General features: G+C 42.8%; 15 protein-coding genes and 2 tRNA genes. 10 read left to right on the top strand and 7 right to left on the bottom strand.

The annotated features are described in order from the left end of the window. The first annotated feature begins 16 nt into the window (after positions 1-16). Positions 17-271 (top strand): hypothetical protein, encoded by a 255-nt coding sequence (locus R7R78_RS04130; RefSeq protein WP_005375990.1) that lies wholly within the window; start codon positions 17-19, stop codon positions 269-271. A gap of 74 nt (positions 272-345) precedes the next feature. Here R7R78_RS04130 and R7R78_RS04125 read toward each other — a convergent pair whose 3' ends face one another. Together R7R78_RS04125 and R7R78_RS04120 are read right to left on the bottom strand one after the other, a co-directional pair. After that, positions 346-1,134: a lipase family protein gene (locus R7R78_RS04125; RefSeq protein WP_005375991.1), complete on the bottom strand. Its 789-nt coding sequence runs from the start codon at positions 1,132-1,134 to the stop codon at positions 346-348. A 69-nt stretch (positions 1,135-1,203) separates the two neighbouring features. Next, positions 1,204-2,133: a CHAD domain-containing protein gene (locus R7R78_RS04120; RefSeq protein WP_213886028.1), complete on the bottom strand. Its 930-nt coding sequence runs from the start codon at positions 2,131-2,133 to the stop codon at positions 1,204-1,206. 301 nt (positions 2,134-2,434) lie between these two features. On the opposite strand from R7R78_RS04120, the gene R7R78_RS04115 reads away from it, so the two are divergent. The 3 genes from R7R78_RS04115 (at position 2,435) to R7R78_RS04105 (ending at position 5,295) form a co-directional block, all read left to right on the top strand. Then, a tRNA-Leu gene (locus R7R78_RS04115) sits at positions 2,435-2,521 on the top strand. A 36-nt stretch (positions 2,522-2,557) separates the two neighbouring features. Beyond that, positions 2,558-2,631 (top strand) — tRNA-Cys (locus tag R7R78_RS04110). A gap of 981 nt (positions 2,632-3,612) precedes the next feature. Beyond that, a complete protein-coding gene (locus R7R78_RS04105; RefSeq protein WP_222711982.1) occupies positions 3,613-5,295 on the top strand; it encodes an Ig-like domain-containing protein in 1,683 nt (560 codons plus the stop codon). 72 nt (positions 5,296-5,367) lie between these two features. On the opposite strand, the gene R7R78_RS04100 is transcribed toward R7R78_RS04105, so the two are convergent. Continuing rightward, positions 5,368-6,654, bottom strand: a complete 1,287-nt coding sequence (locus R7R78_RS04100) for a hypothetical protein (RefSeq protein WP_213866317.1) — start codon at positions 6,652-6,654, stop codon at positions 5,368-5,370. Between the two features lie 679 nt (positions 6,655-7,333). On the opposite strand from R7R78_RS04100, the gene R7R78_RS04095 reads away from it, so the two are divergent. Next, positions 7,334-8,929 carry a DUF11 domain-containing protein gene (locus R7R78_RS04095; RefSeq protein ID WP_167416012.1) on the top strand — a complete coding sequence of 532 codons (1,596 nt, stop codon included), beginning with the start codon at positions 7,334-7,336 and terminating at the stop codon, positions 8,927-8,929. Between the two features lie 64 nt (positions 8,930-8,993). Here the strand turns inward: R7R78_RS04095 and R7R78_RS04090 are convergent, their stop codons facing one another. The 3 genes from R7R78_RS04090 to rnk form a co-directional block, all read right to left on the bottom strand. Further along, entirely contained in the window at positions 8,994-10,778 is a 1,785-nt protein-coding gene (locus tag R7R78_RS04090) for an Ig-like domain-containing protein (protein WP_225473109.1), read from the bottom strand. A gap of 479 nt (positions 10,779-11,257) precedes the next feature. After that, positions 11,258-12,211 (bottom strand): GGDEF domain-containing protein, encoded by a 954-nt coding sequence (locus R7R78_RS04085; RefSeq protein WP_225473174.1) that lies wholly within the window; start codon positions 12,209-12,211, stop codon positions 11,258-11,260. A gap of 238 nt (positions 12,212-12,449) precedes the next feature. Beyond that, positions 12,450-12,857 carry a nucleoside diphosphate kinase regulator gene (gene rnk / locus R7R78_RS04080; protein ID WP_005390213.1) on the bottom strand — a complete coding sequence of 136 codons (408 nt, stop codon included), beginning with the start codon at positions 12,855-12,857 and terminating at the stop codon, positions 12,450-12,452. Between the two features lie 527 nt (positions 12,858-13,384). Between rnk and nirB the strand changes: the two genes are divergently transcribed. From nirB to cobA, 4 genes are all read left to right on the top strand, one after another. Continuing rightward, a complete protein-coding gene (gene nirB / locus R7R78_RS04075) occupies positions 13,385-15,949 on the top strand; it encodes a nitrite reductase large subunit NirB (RefSeq protein ID WP_225473107.1) in 2,565 nt (854 codons plus the stop codon). 13 nt (positions 15,950-15,962) lie between these two features. Beyond that, positions 15,963-16,286: a nitrite reductase small subunit NirD gene (gene nirD, locus R7R78_RS04070; protein ID WP_005387969.1), complete on the top strand. Its 324-nt coding sequence runs from the start codon at positions 15,963-15,965 to the stop codon at positions 16,284-16,286. A 195-nt stretch (positions 16,287-16,481) separates the two neighbouring features. Then, positions 16,482-17,330: a formate/nitrite transporter family protein gene (locus R7R78_RS04065; RefSeq protein ID WP_225473105.1), complete on the top strand. Its 849-nt coding sequence runs from the start codon at positions 16,482-16,484 to the stop codon at positions 17,328-17,330. Positions 17,331-17,503: 173 nt separating this feature from the next. Beyond that, positions 17,504-18,262: a uroporphyrinogen-III C-methyltransferase gene (gene cobA, locus R7R78_RS04060; protein WP_225473103.1), complete on the top strand. Its 759-nt coding sequence runs from the start codon at positions 17,504-17,506 to the stop codon at positions 18,260-18,262. Positions 18,263-18,278: 16 nt separating this feature from the next. On the opposite strand, the gene R7R78_RS04055 is transcribed toward cobA, so the two are convergent. After that, positions 18,279-18,719 (bottom strand): DUF4174 domain-containing protein, encoded by a 441-nt coding sequence (locus tag R7R78_RS04055; protein WP_005376058.1) that lies wholly within the window; start codon positions 18,717-18,719, stop codon positions 18,279-18,281. A 119-nt stretch (positions 18,720-18,838) separates the two neighbouring features. On the opposite strand from R7R78_RS04055, the gene R7R78_RS04050 reads away from it, so the two are divergent. After that, complete coding sequence (locus R7R78_RS04050; RefSeq protein WP_005387978.1) at positions 18,839-19,327, top strand: NYN domain-containing protein; 489 nt, start codon at positions 18,839-18,841, stop codon at positions 19,325-19,327. Positions 19,328-19,384: the final 57 nt, after the last annotated feature.

Below are 19,384 nucleotides of genomic sequence, written 5' to 3'. Positions count from 1 at the left end.
TAGAGGAAGATAAAGAATGGAATCTATTGCTGATGTATTGGTTGTGGCTATTGTGTTCGGTGCCATATTTGGGGGCGGGATAATAAAGTTAATCTTGAACCATCGTAAAGAAGTAAGAGCGTTGGAGATATCTGAACGTAATACGATGAGCCGAGAAGAACAAGATAACCTTAACAAGCAAATTGGTGACTTGAAGCGACGTGTTGAAGTGTTAGAGCGAATTGTCACAGATAACAAATATCAACTTGAAAAAGAAATTGCCTCTCTGTAGATCACCACTTAATCGTAAAGCCGGCGAAGTCCGGCTTTTTCGTGTCTGTACGTCAGACCTTTCGGATGTTTAACTCAGCGTTCATCAAAAAAGTCTTTGTCGCGAATGTATTTACTCATAAAGTGATAAGAGAACGGTCGCATTAACCAACTAAATAAGGAGCGCCCAAGCCGTATGAGCGTTGGGGTGTTCTCGTATATTCTCCCGTTATATAACCATAGCATTTTGCCTACATGCCAATACAAAAAAGGTACGGGCGGCATAAAGGTCACGATGTCGATGTCGCAACAAATCCTGTATGTTTTGTGCCCCAAACGGTAGCGTTTCTTAAACGTCCAATCCCCGACAGCGGGCTGTCCGAAAGTGACCACGCGTTTAATGCTTTTTGGGTATTTTTTCTCAATATAGTCAGCAAAAACACTGCCAATCGCGCCACCTGAAGAGTGGCCAGTAATAGTGATTCTTTTCCCCCTGAGAATAAGTGGTACAACGATACCTTCGAGGCGTTCGATCACGGTCAACCCTAACCGATCTTCATTCCGGCTCGGTAAACTTTCTTGGAACAACAGATGATAGAAACCCGCGTGAATGCGATAGTTTAGTCCCAACCTTCGACAGCTTCTCGTCCACATCGCGAAGTTCAACAACCAATCACTGATACTGTGTGAGCCTTTAATCACTACGACCACTTCACTCTGTTTTTTACTCCAGAGCACGCGAATCATAATCTTACCGTGTTCATTTCTAATGACTCGTTGCCCATTAGGATCGAACCCGTATTGAGTTTGCCTGAAGACGCGAGGGTAGGCGAGATTACAAAGCACCGCATAGCGCTCGTATTGGTATCGTTTTAATGGTTTCACGTTAACTTTCTTAGTGGAGCCTAACGGTTGACTGTAATTAATGAATATTAAAAATACGTGAATCTTGATTTAGGGTCGGTAGAGATTCTGTATATTGGTATCGCGAATGAAAGACTCAAACTGGCTTAAATGCGTCAAGATGGTTTGGCGAGAGAGTGCATGATGTTCGCTAAGCACGTTAATTAGCTTTTTCAAAGCCTTACGATCTTGTTTATTGAGATTTGCTGTCTCTTTGAGTTGTACGAAAAATTCAATTTGACTTGAAGTGTCGTTAAAGTCACCGAGCTTGTCTTGCAATAGTTTTAGTTGTTTCACGTTGTTTTTGTGCTGTTGGGAAGGGTAGAGCGTGGAAAACCCTTCCAACAAATAACGCAGCGCTTTGCACTTTATCCGCATCGAATGAATCACGCTGTCACGACTTTTGTCCGAGATCTTGCGTCGTGCTTTATCAACTTTTTTAAATTGATCGGAGATTTTTTGGCTTGCGAAGAGTAACGCAGGTACGTTGCTATCCACTCGTTCGTGTTGCGTACTTCGCAGCAGACTATTCCTGACCAAAGTGCAGTGCGTTGTGTATTCTTCTGTAGCTAGCCAACGCGTAACTTTTGCCTGTTCGTAAGCACGTTCGGCTTCGATAAAGCCAAAAAGCTGCTCAAGAGACGATTTGTGATTTGGGAGCATTTCAATGTATTGGTTTTTGTCCAAGATAAATACGTCCAAATCACGCAGCTTATTTGTTTTCTTCATCATTATTTTTAAATGAGGTTTCAAAATACGCTGTTCAAAAGGAGGGAGCAGTTCGCGAAGTAGTAAGCATAGTGAGCGTATGCGCCTCAGTGTGACGCGATACTGGTGAGTATATTCAGGATCCAAGTCTTCGATGACTCCCAGCTCCAGAGAGCGTCCATAATCAAATTCAGTAAGGAAGAAGTAGGGCACTACGAAGTCGAGTTCGGAATCAGTATGTAGCGGTAATTGAAATGATGACTTTCGAAACATGATGAGCGCTTATTTGTCCCCTGCAGTACGAGTTAAGTTTATACCCATACTGCCAATTTGTGCGACTTGTCGATTCCTCATTGACATGAAGTGATGAAGCAAAGTAAACGAGAGCAAAGCATGCTGATGTTCTTGTGAGCAAAATGATCGCCCTTTGTTCGTTTGAGTTGGCTTTTTAACCATTTGAATAAAAAAGACTAATTTTTTGTTGACCAGATAAATTAATCCGTTAAAGTACGCCTCGTTCTCACGGCAAAGGCCGCAGAGACAGATGGTGTCTAACCCATCGCATGATTGCGTTGCCCTGGTGGTGGAATTGGTAGACACAAGGGATTTAAAATCCCTCGGCGTTCGCGCTGTGCCGGTTCAAGTCCGGCCCGGGGCACCATCAAAACCTTTGGTGACAGAGATACAAAATCAGAAAGGCGCCTTGGCAGAGTGGCTATGCAGCGGATTGCAAATCCGTGGACCTCGGTTCGACTCCGGGAGGCGCCTCCACTATTTCTAAAAACCGGCCTTGTGCCGGTTTTTTACTATCTGGTATTGTCAAACTATTCTAATACACATTTATTATTGAATAATTAATTTTTGTACAAATACCAACCTCAATTATCAGTTAATCACTCTTTAACAGGTTTTCCTGAATTGCTATCTATAGCGTTATATTATCAATGTGATTTTAGTTCAATATTGAAAATAAAGTTGTGCATATATCCTGCTTGTTTCTCTATATGCCTCTAGTTGATATTGCACTGTATCGCTCAGTCTGTCTTTTAATCGAGTATAAAACTAGGTGAGCAAAAAACTTCCACCACTTTAATTTAACGTAAATTTAACAATTAAAGATGGATAATATTACTCATGAGTTGTTGAGGTATATTATTAGAATGACTCGCTATTAAGTTAATGAATTTAAAGGTTATAACTTTATGCGATGAAATTGAGATTGTTTTAGTTAAATTTATAATTGTTTGATTTTTAATGATTTAAATTGGCTGTAGTGCAAGTGATTTATTAAAGTCATTGTTGAATACAAAGGCTGTTCATATAAAACAATCATAAGATTATTTTAAGTAACTGACAAAAATGGATAAATTTATTATTACACAAACTTAACCTAAATTACTTATCACTCTGGTTGAATTTTGACCGGTTGCTTTGCTATGATTCCGGCTCTTATATTTTTGGTGGTTATCCTTTTATAACCATGTTGATGTATATAGGAACATATTTGGCTTTATAGGCTAGGGCATTTTATTTCCTAAAATTTATATTATTTTACCCTACCATTTCTGCTTATATTGGCGGGAGGGTGAACTCGTTATTAAATTAAAATTAGGTGAAGCAGTGATAAAAAATATTAAAATAAATAGAACAATCCTAAATAAAGGGTTGTCATTTTTATTAGTAATATTCGCTTGTTTACAGAGCATCCATTACGCCAGTGCAGCAGGAAGTACGACGGGACAGCAAAATACATTGGTTATCCTGCTGAACTTCAAAGAAAACCCAAATGAGCAGCCATTAACTTTGTCAGAGGCAAATAATCTAATCTTTGGCACAGTAAATGACTTCTACCGTGAAAGCTCTTTTGATCAAATGTGGCTGTCTGGGAAAGTCGTGGGTTGGTTTAATTTACCGTTGTCTAATCAGGTTTGTGATTTTACCGCTGTTCAAGATGCAGCGGATCAAGAAGCCATCGCAGCGGGAGTGAAGCTTGAAGAGTACGATCGTATTGTTTACTTGATGACAAAAACGGCATGTGGTGTCGCTGGATCCGCAACTATTGATGGCATGCCTTCACGCGCGCACATCAATGGTGATTTTTCTCCGATGAACATCGCTCATGAGCTTGGACATAACTTTGGTTTGCATCACTCTCGTGCTCTTGATTGTGGCGAGCATACGCTTTCAGACAACTGTACGTTGCGTGAATACGGTGATACCTATGATGTAATGGGTGGTCCAGACATCGGCTATTTGAATACTTTCCAGCGCGAGCGACTAGGATGGCTAGAGGGAGAGCACGCTTCAAAGACACTGGAAGTTACTCAAAATGGTACATACTCCATCGCGAATTACGAGACGACTAGTGCTCAGCCAGTTACGATAAAAGTACCTCGTGGTACTGATCCTTCTACAGGTGCAAAAAAATGGTTTTACATTGAATACCGCCAGTCTATTGGGTTTGACGACTTTTTAGATGCTCGTTCTTACTCGTTCTATCGTGGGGACGTTACGGATGGCATCATCATTCGAAGCGCTGTAGAAGGCGATGGGCGCAGCAGTAATCTGCTTCACTTTAAAACTGATTCTGAATATCGTGCGGTTTTTGGCCGAAATGACTGGTTTGACCCATCTATGCCGGTCGGTGGTAGCTATACTGACCCAGACTCAGGTGTAACATTGAGTTTGGTGAGTGCAGCGAACGGCATCGCCGAAGTAAGCGTTGTCTTTGACGGCTCTGACAACGGTAATATCGGGACTTGTACTGTAAATGCTCCATCAGTGACTGCGAAAGCTGCAACAAGCCACTCGGTTGCAGCCGGCGATGAGGTTCAATATCAGGTCACTATTACCAACAAAGATAGTGCAGATTGTTCAGCGAGCAGTTTTTCTGTAAACGCGTCAGTGCCAACTGGTTGGAAAGCGAGCAGCAGTGCAATCACGCTAGCAGCAGGTGAAACCGGACAAGTAATGATATCAGTCGTATCTTCGGTTGAGGCTAGTGATAAAGACTATGCTTTGAAGATGATCGTGACGCACGGAGAAGACTCAAGTCTGCAAACCGCAGCATCCGTGAACTACTCTGTAACCAATGAAATCTCGCCATCACCAGAGCTCGTTGCTGTTGATGATCAGGTGACTATGTCTTCGAAACAGTCGGTGATTATCGATGTGATGGCAAACGATGTTGTTGGAGAGCAAAACTCTGCAAGCGTGGTTTCTCTTACTAGACCAAGTAAGGGGCGACTAGAGCTGTTATCAGATGGCACCCTGCGTTATACACCTGAGAAGAAATTCAAAAATAACGACAGCTTTACCTATACCATAGGTGATGGTCAAAGCAGCTCGACCGCTCAGGTCTCAGTGAAGTTAGAGTCCTCATCTGGTGGCGATTCTGGCAACTCTGGTAACAATGGGAAAGGTAAGAATAAATAGAACGGTATAGTTCGAAAGAAAACGCCTGACGAGTTAACGTCAGGCGTTGTTTTATTAAGTTGTAAGTAGACCTTATTCAGGGCAGTTAACAGGCTCTGGACAAGTTGGACATAGCGTACATTCTGCAGACGCTGTTATCGCTTCTACGACAACATTGCCGAAGATAGTTTCACCACTCGCATCCACAGTATCTGTAAACGCTCTGACTTCTTCACCCGGTAATGGAAGGCCTTCACCATCTCCTGGGATTGGCTCGTAGTTACCAGTAAAGTCGTAACACTCAGCAGGCGCAAGCATACCAACCTGGATTGGATTCGAGTCTTTGTTGTCGATTACGACAATGCCGTCAATGGTGACATTGGAGGTATTACATACACTACCACTGTAATTGACTTGAAGACCGTATTCATTAATACCAGTATCTTCAAATCGATTCACGACGACGACACTACAGTCTTTCTCTAGAGACAATGAACCAGGGATGTTTTGGCTTGGGCATTCCCAATCTGCGTTGTCAGAAACCGCAACACCACCACCAGTTTCAAGTGCTGCGCTTACTTCTGCATAGTTAGTGATACCGTTTTGGTCAATAATAAACGAACCATTAAACTCTTGCGTTTGTCCAACGGCGAGCATCGCTAAATTGAACACATGGTCACCAGCAGCCATATCGTTGTCAACGGCTGTAGTGTCTGTTGCCACAACATCATACAATGCAAAGTCACCGGTGTTTTCTACAGTGAGTTTATAGTTGTATTTCAAAGTGTTACCATTGACAATATCACCAAATGTACAAGTTTTAGTGATTTTAATGTCTGGTACGCCTGGTGTGTAACAGAATGAAATATGACTTAAGCCATAGTATCTACCATTTTTCCCTACAGGTGAATGCAGCAAGGCATCATCTTGATACAATAATCCATCTGTGAAGTAGTTATATAGGTTTCCGTCAGGACCACCTTTAACAAAGATAGCTTGCATAATCACAGGGCTATCACCTTGATCCCAACTGAAGGTTTTTGCCCCAGGTTGTTGATCAATAACCACTTCAAGCATGCCATCACCGAAAGTGCCGTCTGTAACTGGCTCAAGCTTGTATTCTATCAAACCATCGATCCCTGGAAGTAATTGTTGACAGGTGTTATTCCCTTCAACAAATATTGGTTGCACGCCTCGGCTTGAAGGGTCGCCAGCGGATGCGTAAACAATTTGAGAGCTCAGCACTAAACTAACCGCTATGACCCAAGTAAACAGCTTAAACATGCTGCTGATATTGATCGCTGTAAGTATATTCTGGCTACATAAAGTGGAACAACGGTAACTCTTATTGCCCCACCAAGAGTTAAATATGGTTTTCATAAAACCTCCTTGTGTAAGTGGGCTCGCTACGTCCTTGAGCCCACATACGTGATAGTTTTCTCACAGAGTTAAACTGCGTCGGTTGACTAGCATAGAGTGTTCCATATTTAACCTTTTGTATTTGTTGGTTATTTTTTATTTTTGTACAGAGGGGTGAACAGTTTGTTTATATTTTCATAAATGGTTGAGCTAAAACTTATTCGCTAAACTACTGAATATGTTTTAGTTAAATGAGTATTCAATTAGATGTGTAAAGGATGTAACACTATGCAAACAGGTGTTACACATCACCTTCACATTAGTTGGAACAGGTGAGTAAGCGTCTATTTCATATTCATAGTGGACAGTTTCAATACCGTCGTTTTTGTGCACCTGTCACAGGTGTAAACAATAAAGTGTCAATCTGTAACATTATCCTAGAACACGTATATATCTTTGTTATCGTAGGTTTTTTTGTCTCTTTTGTTTTCTTTCTCTTTCTTTAAAATTGAACACTCTGTTCATTCTCTTCGCTGTTGAAAATATTTAGTTTAATAAAATCATAACCTTAAGTAGTGGCATGCTCTATGCGTTATACAAGCCGAAACGAAAGTTGTATCTCGCTTTCACTCTTTCTTAAAAGGCAATTAATGACATAGGGACCTTCGTCTAGCTTTAGAAGCGTTCTAAGGAGTAGGTTATGAATTCTTGTAAGTCAGGTATCTGGCATACGATGAAGAGCTTTCTTTATGCAATATTTACAAGTTTGCTAATAGGTAGCTCTGCATTTGCAACACCAACAGATGGCGTATTTGAGTTAGAAGCAAATGCTAATGCGATAGATGACTCTGGAGTGGGAGCTCCAGATGACTGGTCAACGCCGCCAAACAGTGGTGGAGCATTAGTATTTAGCTTTGAGAATGACACGGCAACACCGGATACAATCTTTACTGGTGGTAATAAAGACATCAAAGACATACCAGAACTCGGTTGGAAGACTGGGACGGTACTCGATAAAGGGGATATTCTTCATGCGTATGCAGCGGCATACAACATTAATAATGACCTTGTACTCACCTTTGGTGCAGACCGCTTTGGTAACAGCGGTGATGCCTTCTTAGGTTTTTGGTTTTATCAAGACTCAGTCAGTACAAACCCAGACGGTACATTCACTGGTCAACATATTGCTGGCGACCTTTTGATTCAGGTGAATTATTTGCAAGGGGCAAATGAGGGGCCAGAAATTTTGGTTCTTGAATGGGACACAACTTGTGCGAAAGCTGATAACAATAATCCACAAGATGGTCAGTGTGCTGCGACAAACTTACGTTTGAAAGTTAAGACAAATGCACTGTGTTCACCGGGCGCGCAAGATGTGTGTGCTTCAACCAATACAACTGACTCACCTGCACCATGGGCGTATACGCCAAAAAGTGGTGTCGAAAATGTCTTCCCTCCAGAAACCTTCTTTGAAGGTGGTGTAAACCTTACTGAACTTCTACAAACAGACACCTGTTTTAGCTCATTTGCAGCCGAAACAAGAGCATCAAGCAGTATTACCGCTCAGTTGAAAGACTTCGTGGTTGGTGACTTTGAGTTGTGTAGTGTTGATATCACCAAAACATGTAATCAAGCGGTCGTGAATGATACAGAAGATGGTTACGTTTACTCATACAGCGGCGACGTGATTAATGATGGTGTTGGTACGCTATACGATGTTGTTGTAGAGGATTTAGAAGCAGGTACTACACATAGCTTAGGTGCCATTGCTTCAGGTGACAGTGCTTCATATAGCGGCAGTTTTGAAAGTACAAATAACGGTCTAACTAATACGGTAAGAGTCACAGCAGCTGCGACTCCGGGTGGCCAAGCGACCATTACTGATACCGCAAGTGATCCATGTGAGTCATTGAGCTTGTCTCCAATGATTAGTGTAACGAAATCATGTGAAAGCGGCTTCAAACTTACTGAAAACGGTATCATTGCAGAAGTGAGCTTCTCGGGAATGGTATGTAACACAACGCCTGGACTTACTTTAGTGAATGTTTCTGTTGTGGATGACTCAGGTACGCCTGAGGATACTTCTGATGACGTGAAAGTGGTAGATAATATCGAACTCGCTTCGGATCAATGTCAGTCTTATACTGGTAGTTATATCCCAACGGCATTTAGCAATGCAGAAACACAATCTTTCCGTGATACTGTGACAGCGGTTGGTTTCTTGAAAATCGATAATACTCAAGCGACGAATACAGCTTCTGCAGACTGTGACATTTGTCCTGCACCAAGCAACTAATTGACGTCTTGTGAATAAAAAGCCTGGAGTATTCTCCAGGCTTTTTCATATTGAATTGCGTGATTTAGTTCGGTTTCCCTTTACCGTTTCCACCACCATTCCCACCAGAACTCGATTGTAAGGTGATGCTAATCGTCGCGGTTGAAGAAGATTGACCGTCACTGATCGTATAAGTGAATGAATCATTATTCTTAAACTTCTTCGAAGGTATGTATTCAATGGAGCCATCGCTCAGTACACGGGCGCTGCCTTTGTTTGGCTTAGCGACCGTAATTGCAAGAGAAGTCGATTGTTCAAATGAGTCATTATTTAACTGTTGGATGCGAACGACGGATTTATCACTGATCGTTGCGCTATCATTCACCGCTTCAAGTGGTGACGTTGACTCAGATAACACTGTGTAAGGTAGCTCGGTTTTGGCTGATTGTTCATTTTCAGCATCTATAACGTCAACGGCTATGCTGTAAGAGTTCGGTTGAGCATCGCTGTTTGACGTAACCATGACCGTCGTTTCTGCACTCATGCCGGAAGGAACCGTCAAGGCTCTTGCGTCATAATTCCAACCGTCAGGAACGCTTAAAGCTGTTGTATAGGTCGCGTCTGCACATTCTGTATTGTTCTGGTTCGTCACTTTAAGATTATACGCTAATGTTTCTCCGGCATTAGCATCAAAACCTGAAAGTGGGGTTAGAGAGAGTAGAGGCGATGTCGCAACGCATTGCCCTGATTCACCACCAAATATGACACTGACCTGTGCGTTTTGACCATTAGCACTTTCCAAAGTAATCGACACGCCTGTTTTTGGATCGGTGAACGTTCCACCGATTGGAAGAGCGGGGTCTTCCCAGTCATTACTCCCAAATAATTGTTTGAAAGTGGAGTCAGGCTTCATGTGTAGCAAGCGGCTACTTTTAAGATCACCGTCTGTCGCTAGGCGCACAACCACACCTTCTGTCACATCTTGGCGGTATACGATGTACGAACGGTCACGTAAAAAGCTGTCGTAGCCAAGAGCTTGTCGATATTCAACGTAAAACCATTGGCGCTGGCCTGTAATTGGATCGGTACCTCTTGGGATTTTTAAAACTTTTGATGAAGTACTTTCAAAGTCTTCATAGGCATCAATAGAGTAAACACCATCACTAGAAATGATTTGAGCAGGGGAGGTCTGCCACCCTAAGTTTTCCAGTTGGAAGGCGCTAAAGTAACCCATATCGTAGTTACCCATCGTATCGTAGCTATCACCGTACTCTATGACACGGCAATCACCAGCCAACGTACCGTCTTTACAGTCGAGTGCGGAAGCGTGATGCAATCCAAAATTATGTCCTAATTCATGGGCGATAACTCGAGGCTCGAAAACCGCATTTATTGACGCTCTAGAGGGAGTTACTCCTTGACTACCAGAGCCTTCTGATGCACATCCAGTTTTGGTTGTTAAGTAGATAAAACGGTCATAGTTTGATAGTTGATATCCCGCAGTTTCAGCCATTTTGTTGGCTTCCGCAGCTACAGCATCATCATCGCAAATTTGGTTTGATATCGGCAAGGTGAATGTTCCAGCAACATCACCAGTTAGCCAAAGTTGCCCCTGGGACATTTGCGAATAGAAGTCGCTAACGGTATTAAAAACCACATGATGGGCGTCTTCTTTAGAGATCGGGATCTCTTGAGGGTTTTCTTGGAAATTGACGAGTACAACTAATGTTTTTTGTTCACCACTAGCCACTTGCTCAGAATAAACCTCTGATGAAAAAGAATATGCTGACACGAGGGTTACAAAGCCAAGAGCTAGCAAGCGTAAATTTGACGCAACAAAGCCCAATTGAGGGAGGATGACCTTCTTCAATTTATATACCTACTTAATATTTTGATATTAAATGAAATTACAAATTCATAATGTTTTAAATAAAATAAATAACGAGCTCTACCCAAATAGAACCAGTAATGATCAAGTGTGCATTATGTTTTATAAAGTTTGTTTTATATTTGTGTGTGTTTATTACTTTTAAACACGAGGCGAGATATTAGCAGAAGGGGTGGTTAAAATTCAACCATGCATTTCGGTTTTTATAAGTTTATGAATTATAATGTTTAACTACTTGTTATTGGTGGTTTTTATAAAAATAATAAGAAATAATATTGTATGCAACAAAAGCAGTCACAAAAACAGTAATAATATTACACCGTGTAGTATGCAACACTCTTAATTGTTTGTTATTTCTTTTGTTTCCTATATAAATGACTTATTAAAAATAAGACGCTATCAATTCCGTAGAGAAAATTGTCAAATTAAAGAAATATTAATTTCAAAAAACAAGAGACTTATTATATCTGGATATAGGCAACGCCATTTTTGCCATTTTTCTTTATCTCATACATTGCGTGATCGGCTTTTTGATACACTTCATTAAACGGTTGCTTTCCTTTGTTAAAGAGACAAACACCGATACTCATTCCTATCGTTACTTTATGTAAGTCTTGATTTATCGCTGGAATGATTGAATCTAAGAGTTGATTGCAAAGTTGGGATATTTCCTCTCGACTTGAATGCCAGTTTAAGATAACAAATTCATCGCCTCCTATGCGTCCAACTTGAGACTTGCTTGACGCAAGCTCTGTTAAGCTATTGGCGATATTGATGAGGAGGGTGTCGCCAGTATGATGGCCTAGCTGGTCGTTAACTGCTTTAAAATTATCTATATCAACAAACACTAAAGCAGACTGCTGAGACGGTTCGGTTTGAGGTTGATGATTAAAGTTTTCCTCAATTGCTTTTCTATTTAACAATCCAGTCAATGGATCACTCGAAGCCAACTTGGCCAGTTGCTGCTCATAACGCTTTTCTTTTGTAATATCGATATGAGTACCCATCATCCGTAGTGGTTCGCCATCAGAACCATACTCGACGATGCGGCCTCGATCATAGACCCAACTATCACTGCCGTCTTTATGAATCATGCGATGAACTACCTCATAAAGGTCGGTTTTGCCAGCTAGGTGATCTTCAAATGCACCCACCGCAAGATCATAATCTTCAGGGTGGAGATTGTTTTTCCACGTTTCAACCGTCGCGGTTAACTCATGGGGCTGATAACCTAGCATTTTGCCCCACTGCATGTTGAATATCGTCAAAGTACCTGAAGGAATATGCTGCTCCCACAAACACAGTCCATTACTGTCGAGTGCAGCATTCAACTTTTCTTGTAGTCGCGCATTTTTCCGCTTCAGCTCTTCATTTTCTTTTTCTAAGCAGGCAATTCGAGTTAGATATTCTTCCATTTTGCGCATAATTTACGTCGTTTTCGGAGCGACAATATACGAAAAATACTTTGCAATTTCTATGATTGAGCTTGGAGATATAAGTATTGAATATGCGGTAAATAATAAAGAATCGGTGATGTTACTTAAGAGCAGCAAAGTAAATGCTTGGAAAACAAAGAAGGAAATAGGGGGTAAGCGAGGGGCTCTCCTGGTGCAAAGTCTTAAATGGAGGCCTTTGCACCGGGACTACTGAGGGTTAGCGGTTTAGTGCACCACAACGCTCAGGCTGGTAGGTGATATCGACAATTTCAATTGTCTTCACTTGATTATTTGGCATTGGCCAGTCAAGTTTTTGACCAACAGACAAACCGATCAGTGCGCTGCCTACGGGCGCAAAAATAGAGATATCATCACTGCTTTTCAGTTCAGAAGGGTAAACCAGTGTCTTTGTCATGGTTCTATCTTCACCTGAAAATTTAAACTCTACAGTCGAGTTCATCGTGACCACGTTATCTGGCATTTGTTCTGGCTCAAGAACTGTTGCTCGGTCGAGCTCTGCTTCTAATTCCACAAGCTCCGCTGCGATGTTTGGCATTTTATCCAACAAAGCCGTGATTCGGTTCATATCTAAGCTTGAGATGTAGATAGAATTGTTTTCTGACATTTTATGACTCCCAAATAAAAGGCCGCCTCACAAAAATGGGACGGCACTCTATATGTCAATTACGGTATCAATCATATGGACGCTATTCCATATGAACTAAACCTGATTTTAGTCTTTATAGTGCGACTTAGCTAGTAAAAAATTTTTGTTGTGAAGCTTGATTTTTCTAAATCTTTCAATCACTTCAGATATTGTTCTCTGATCACCTTGAAACGGTGAAGTCAAGTGAGTGCGTCGTTTAGAAGCAAAACAGGATTTATCGTAGGTGTGCTCGGTTTCGATGGTCAGCCTAACTTCATAAAAGCAAAACGGTATAGTCCGTTGCTAGCATGGCTTCGGTTATCTCAGTTTGTTAAAACTACCAATATCCGTTAATAAATTACTTTTTATTTCGCAATAGTCAGATAAATACGTTCATCTACCCCTTTAGGGTAGTTTGAAATTGTAATTGATTTACATCATGTATTAATTTTCTTTCACAACTAACAATGAGCTCAGTGATAAGAACCTAACCCTTAGGAATTATAATGAGCAAGTTGAAGCTAGTAGTCATCGGTAACGGTATGGTAGGGCACCGTTATATTGAAGACTTAGTCGAGAAAGCTGATATGTCTAATATAGACATTACGGTTTTCTGTGAAGAACCTCGTGTCGCATACGACCGTGTGCACCTTTCCTCTTACTTTTCTCACCATACTGCAGATGAACTTTCTTTAGTAAAAGAAGGCTTCTACGAGAAACACGGTATTAACATGCTGATCGGCGAACGCGCGATTAACATCAACCGTGAAAACCGCATTGTTTACTCAAGCACTGGCCGTGAAGTTCAATACGACAAGCTGATTCTTGCTACTGGCTCGTTCCCATTTGTTCCACCTATCAAAGGTCACGAAAGCAAAGACTGTTTTGTTTACCGTACTATCGAAGATCTTAAAGCGATCGAAGCGTGTGCGAAGAAGAGCAAATCAGGCGTTGTTGTCGGTGGTGGTCTGCTAGGTCTTGAAGCAGCAGGCGCATTGAAAGCACTGGGTGTAGAAACGCATGTTGTTGAGTTCGCACCGAAGCTAATGGCTGAGCAACTTGACCTTGCTGGTGGTAACCAACTTCGACAAAAGATCGAGCGTATGGGCGTGAACGTTCACACTAGCAAAAACACGCTTGAGATTGCGCCAGAAGGCACAAACGCACGCAACGTTATGCGTTTTGCTGACGGCTCAGAGCTAGAAACAGACTTCATCGTATTCTCTGCAGGTATTCGTCCACAAGACAAACTAGCACGCCAAATGGAGCTAGAAGTGGCACCTCGTGGCGGTGTTGCTATCAACGACCATTGTCAGACTTCTGATGAGAACATCTACGCGATTGGTGAATGTGCTTCTTGGAACGAAATGTTCTACGGCCTTGTTGCTCCTGGCTACAAGATGGCGACAGTTGCTGTTGATCACCTACTAGGTAACACAGAAAGCAAATTCGAAGGCGCTGACATGTCTGCGAAGCTGAAACTTCTAGGTGTAAAAGTAGGTTCAATCGGTGACGCGAACGGTCGTACTGAAGGCTGTAAGAGTTACGTTTACCAGAACGAAGAACAAGAAGTTTACAAACGTCTTATCGTTTCTAAAGACAACAAGAAACTGCTTGGCGCGGTTATGGTTGGCGACACCTCTGACTACGGCGACCTGCTTCAACTTATGCTGAACGAAATCGACCTACCAGAACACCCAGATGCGTTGATCCTTCCTGCTCACGCAGGCGCTGAGAAACCAGCATTAGGTGCAGACGCTCTACCAGAAAGCGCAGTGATCTGTTCATGTTTCGACGTGACAAAAGGCAAGATCGCACAAGCAGTTGCTGATGGTCACCATACATTGGGTGACATCAAAGCAGTGACTGGCGCAGGTACAGGCTGTGGTGGTTGTATTCCTCTAGTTACGTCTGTTCTAAATGCTGAGCTTGCTAAATCTGGTATCGAAGTGAAGAACGACGTGTGTGAGCACTTTGCATACTCACGCCAAGAGCTGTTCCACCTAATCCGTATTGAAGAGATCAAAACGTTTGATGAGCTTCTAGAGAAATACGGTAAAGGTTACGGCTGTGAAGTTTGTAAACCACTGGCTGGTTCTATCTTGGCTTCTTGCTGGGGTGAGCACATTCTTAAGCCACAACTGGTTAAGCTGCACGACACGAACGATAACTTCCTAGGTAACATCCAAAAAGACGGTACTTACTCTGTTATTCCACGTATGGCGGGTGGTGAAGTAACACCTCAAGCACTGGGTGCGCTAGCGAACGTTGCGGCAGAATACAACCTATACACCAAAGTCACTGGCGCTCAACGTATTGGTCTGTTTGGTGCTCAAAAAGACGATCTTCCAGAGATCTGGCGCAAGCTTATCGACGCTGGTTTCGAAACAGGTCAGGCGTACGCAAAAGCCCTTCGTATGGCGAAGACCTGTGTTGGCTCAACGTGGTGTCGTTACGGTGTTCAAGACTCTGTTGGTCTAGGTTCCTACATCGAGAACCGTTACAAAGGCATTCGTACACCTCATAAGATGAAGTTCGGTGTTTCTGGTTGTACTCGTGAGTGTGCGGAAGCACAAGGTAAAGACCTTGGTATCATCGCGACTGACGCAGGCTGGAACATGTACGTATGTGGTAACGGCGGTATGAAACCTCGTCACGCAGACCTACTTGCAAGTGACCTAGATAAAGAAACGCTAATCAAGTACATCGACCGCTTCATGATGTTCTACATCCGTACTGCTGCGCCATTACAACGCACATCAGTTTGGATGGAAAACATGGAAGGTGGCGTTGACTACCTACGCGAAGTGATTGTTGACGACAAACTTGGCATCAACGCGCAACTAGAAGCAGACGTAGCGAAACTTGTCGACGAATACGAGTGTGAGTGGACTGCGACTATCAACGACGAATCACAACTGACTCGTTTCGCGCACTTCATCAACTCTGACAAGCGCGATGAAAACGTCGTGTTTGTACAAGAGCGTGAACAGCACCGCCCAGCAACCTTCACGGAAAAACACCCTGAAGCGAAAGGCGACATCCTACACGTAGCGATCACTGAAGCATAAGGGAAGGTTGATTATGTCATTTGAAAAGATTTGCCAAATCAGCGACATCGTACCGGGCACGGGTGTTTGTGCACTGGTTGATGGTCAGCAAGTTGCGGTATTTCGCCCAACACAAGCAGAAGAAGTGCTGGCTATCAGCAACACAGATCCGTTCTTCCAATCAAACGTGCTTTCTCGCGGTTTGATCTGTGAGCACCAAGGCGAGCTTTGGGTGGCTAGCCCACTTAAGAAGCAGCGCTTTAACCTGACAACAGGTGCGTGCATGGAAGACGAACGTTTTAGCGTGAAAGCGTACAAAACGCGTGTAACCAACGGCGAAGTAGAAATCTCTGCGTAAGCTTGGTTTTCATTCCCTCCTCTTAGGGGGAGGGAATGAACTGAAACCTAGATTTAATAGACAAAGGCTTTCCAAGCATCATCTCAGGGGAACAGGGAAGCGAGGTGTTGTAGACAGCGTTCAGGTGTCAACGGGAAGCCTTTCTCTATTCAATCTTTAACTTTTTAACTTTCAATTTTGGATAAGGACACATTCATGTCTACTGATTTTAAGCCTGCAGAATTCGTGCAAACCATGATCAATGTTGGTGAAGCGAAAACCAATACAAGCACGCGAGATCTTCTGCTTCGCGGTACGATGGCTGGCGTTATTCTTTCGCTTGCGGTGGTGGTTGCTATTACCGCGATTGTACAAACGGGTATCGGCCTTGTAGGAGCACTTGTTTTCCCCGTTGGTTTCGTAATTCTAAGTGTGATGGGGTATGACCTAGTGACCGGTGTTTTTGGTCTAGCGCCTCTGGCTAAGTTTGCTAACCGTCCGGGCATCACTTGGGGTCGTATCTTCCGTTGTTGGGGTCTTGTAGGCTTGGGTAACCTTATCGGTTCTCTGATCGTTGCTTACCTAGTGGCTATCTCTCTAACAGGTAACTTCTCTCTAGAACTGAACGCAGTAGCGAAGAAATTTGTCGCTGTTTCTACGGCGCGTAGCCTTGGTTTTGAAAACATGGGTATGGACGGATGGATCACATGTTTCGTACGCGGCATCTTCTGTAACCTAATGGTGTGTCTAGGCGTTATCGGCAACATGACGGCACGTTCAGTGTCTGGTCGCGTAGCAATGATGTGGTTCCCAATCTTCATCTTCTTCGCACTAGTATTCGAGCACACAGTAGTAAACATGTTCTTATTCCCACTAGGTATGATTCTAGGTGCGGATTTTGGTATCGCGACTTGGTTGAACTTCAACCTTATCCCAACCATCCTAGGTAACATTGTTGGTGGTCTAGTAATGACTTGTATTCCACTGTACCTAACTCACGCTAAAACTGCGCCTTCTATCAATGCTGAAGAAGAAGTAAAAGCACAGCCTGCAATCGCAAAATAAACCGCTTTTATCTGGCCCTACCTATGATAGGTAGGGCTGTTCAACTCATTTAACTTTCGATAAGTATTGTATTGATTTAGCTATAAAAAGTAATAACTCCTTGGGGTGATTTTAACCTTGAGTTAATGACTTGAGTGTTACTTTTTATGTCCAAATTTTCGATAGGCGTTGATATGACAACTGTTAACTCATCTTTAAACAGCGGCTTTGTTTCTCTTGTTGGTGCAGGTCCAGGTGATCCTGATTTACTCACAGTAAAAGGCTTAAAAGCCATTCAAGCGGCTGAAGTTGTTGTGTACGACCGATTGGTATCAAAAGATATTCTTGAGTTGGCCCATACATCAGCAGAGATGATTTACGTAGGAAAAAAATTGGACTTTCACTGTGTGCCTCAAGATCAAATTAACCAAATCTTGGTGCAGAAAGCGCAAGAGGGTAAACGCGTTGTGCGCCTAAAAGGTGGGGACTCATTTATCTTTGGCCGTGGTGGTGAAGAGCTAGAAGAGCTAGCCGAATTTGGCATCAAATACGAAGTGGTTCCGGGTATTACGGCGGCGGCGGGCGCGACGGCTTATGCTGGTATTCCATTAACACACCGCGACCATGCACAAAGCGTTCAATTTATCACTGGTCATGTACAAAAAGATGGTCGTGAGATTGAATGGCATTCACTAGCGCAATCCAACAACACACTTGTGTTCTATATGGGTTTGAAGCAAAGCGGCCACATTATGGATAAGCTGATCACTCATGGGTTAGATCCTGAGATGTCATGCGCCATTATTGAAAACGGTACGCGCCCAGAGCAGCGTGTGTTCCAAGGAAAGTTGAACGAGCTATCGAGCATGGCAGAGCAAGCCGTGAGCCCAGCATTGATTGTGGTTGGCAGCGTGACTCAACTTCACAACAAGTTGGATTGGTTCGCAAAGTAACATTGCCCAGAAGTGACTATATTTTACAGGGGCTTTGCTGCCTCTGCATTTCTTGCTTACGCATAGGCATTTGATCAATGAGGTTGTTGATAAACGGCCAGTCTGTTTCTGCGCCCCAGCGGTGCTTTTCTAGACCATCTTTACCAAGCAAAATAGCGGTGTGAGATCCTTTTTCGACCTCATAAAGACGAGCTAGCATTTTTAAGTCGAACTCTTCTTTAAGCCAAGCAGGAAAGGTATACCCTTGCTCTGTAATGACCAGTGTGACGACATCTCTGTCTTCCAACTCACACTCATTCATAAGTGTTTCTAGCAAGAATTGTTTGACGTATTCATCATTTTCCGGCGCAAAGTAGAGCACACTTCTATGTGGCCAGTATTTGGAGTGCGCTGGATAACCAAATGCTGTCGATGACAAGATACAAGAAAGTAGTATCACTAGTAACTTTCCGCCCATGACAGTTCCCCTAGAAACCCAAATAACTTTTTATACGTTAAGTTTAGTGGAATTGGCTCATTGTGCTTTTTCCAAAACTGGCATAGGGTAGGCAGCAAATAAATTGAGCGTAGAAATAGATGAGTTCGGAAAGCAAACAAAAAATCGCTATTTTGGTTGATGTACAGAATGTGTATTACACCTGTCGCGAAGCGTATCGAAGCAATTTTGATTACAACCAGTTTTGGTATGTTGCCACACAAGGGAAAGAGGTGGTAAGTGCTCGTGCTTATGCTATTGCGAGCAATGATCCCAAGCAACGTCAGTTCCACCATATTCTTCGTGGTGTTGGCTTTGAGGTGATGCTTAAACCCTACATCCAGCGTCGTGATGGTAGCTCGAAAGGCGATTGGGATGTGGGTATTACTCTCGATGCAATTGAAATTGCTCCCGAAGTTGAGGAAGTGATTCTAGTTTCGGGAGATGGAGACTTTAGTCTGCTAGTAGAGAGAATTCAGCAGCGCTTCAATAAAACGGTGACCGTTTATGGTGTACCTAAACTTACATCTCAAACTCTGATTGATTGTGCCGACAATTTTGTCGCGATTGATGACGATTTCCTGCTGTAGTTAATAGTGCAATAAAGAAAGGCGAGTCACTCAGGCTGTACGAAAACGTACAATGAC

This window comes from Vibrio sp. 2134-1, assembly GCF_033339495.1.
The sequence above is the reverse complement of the archived record's forward strand: the minus strand, read 5'-3'. Positions and strand labels throughout refer to the sequence as shown.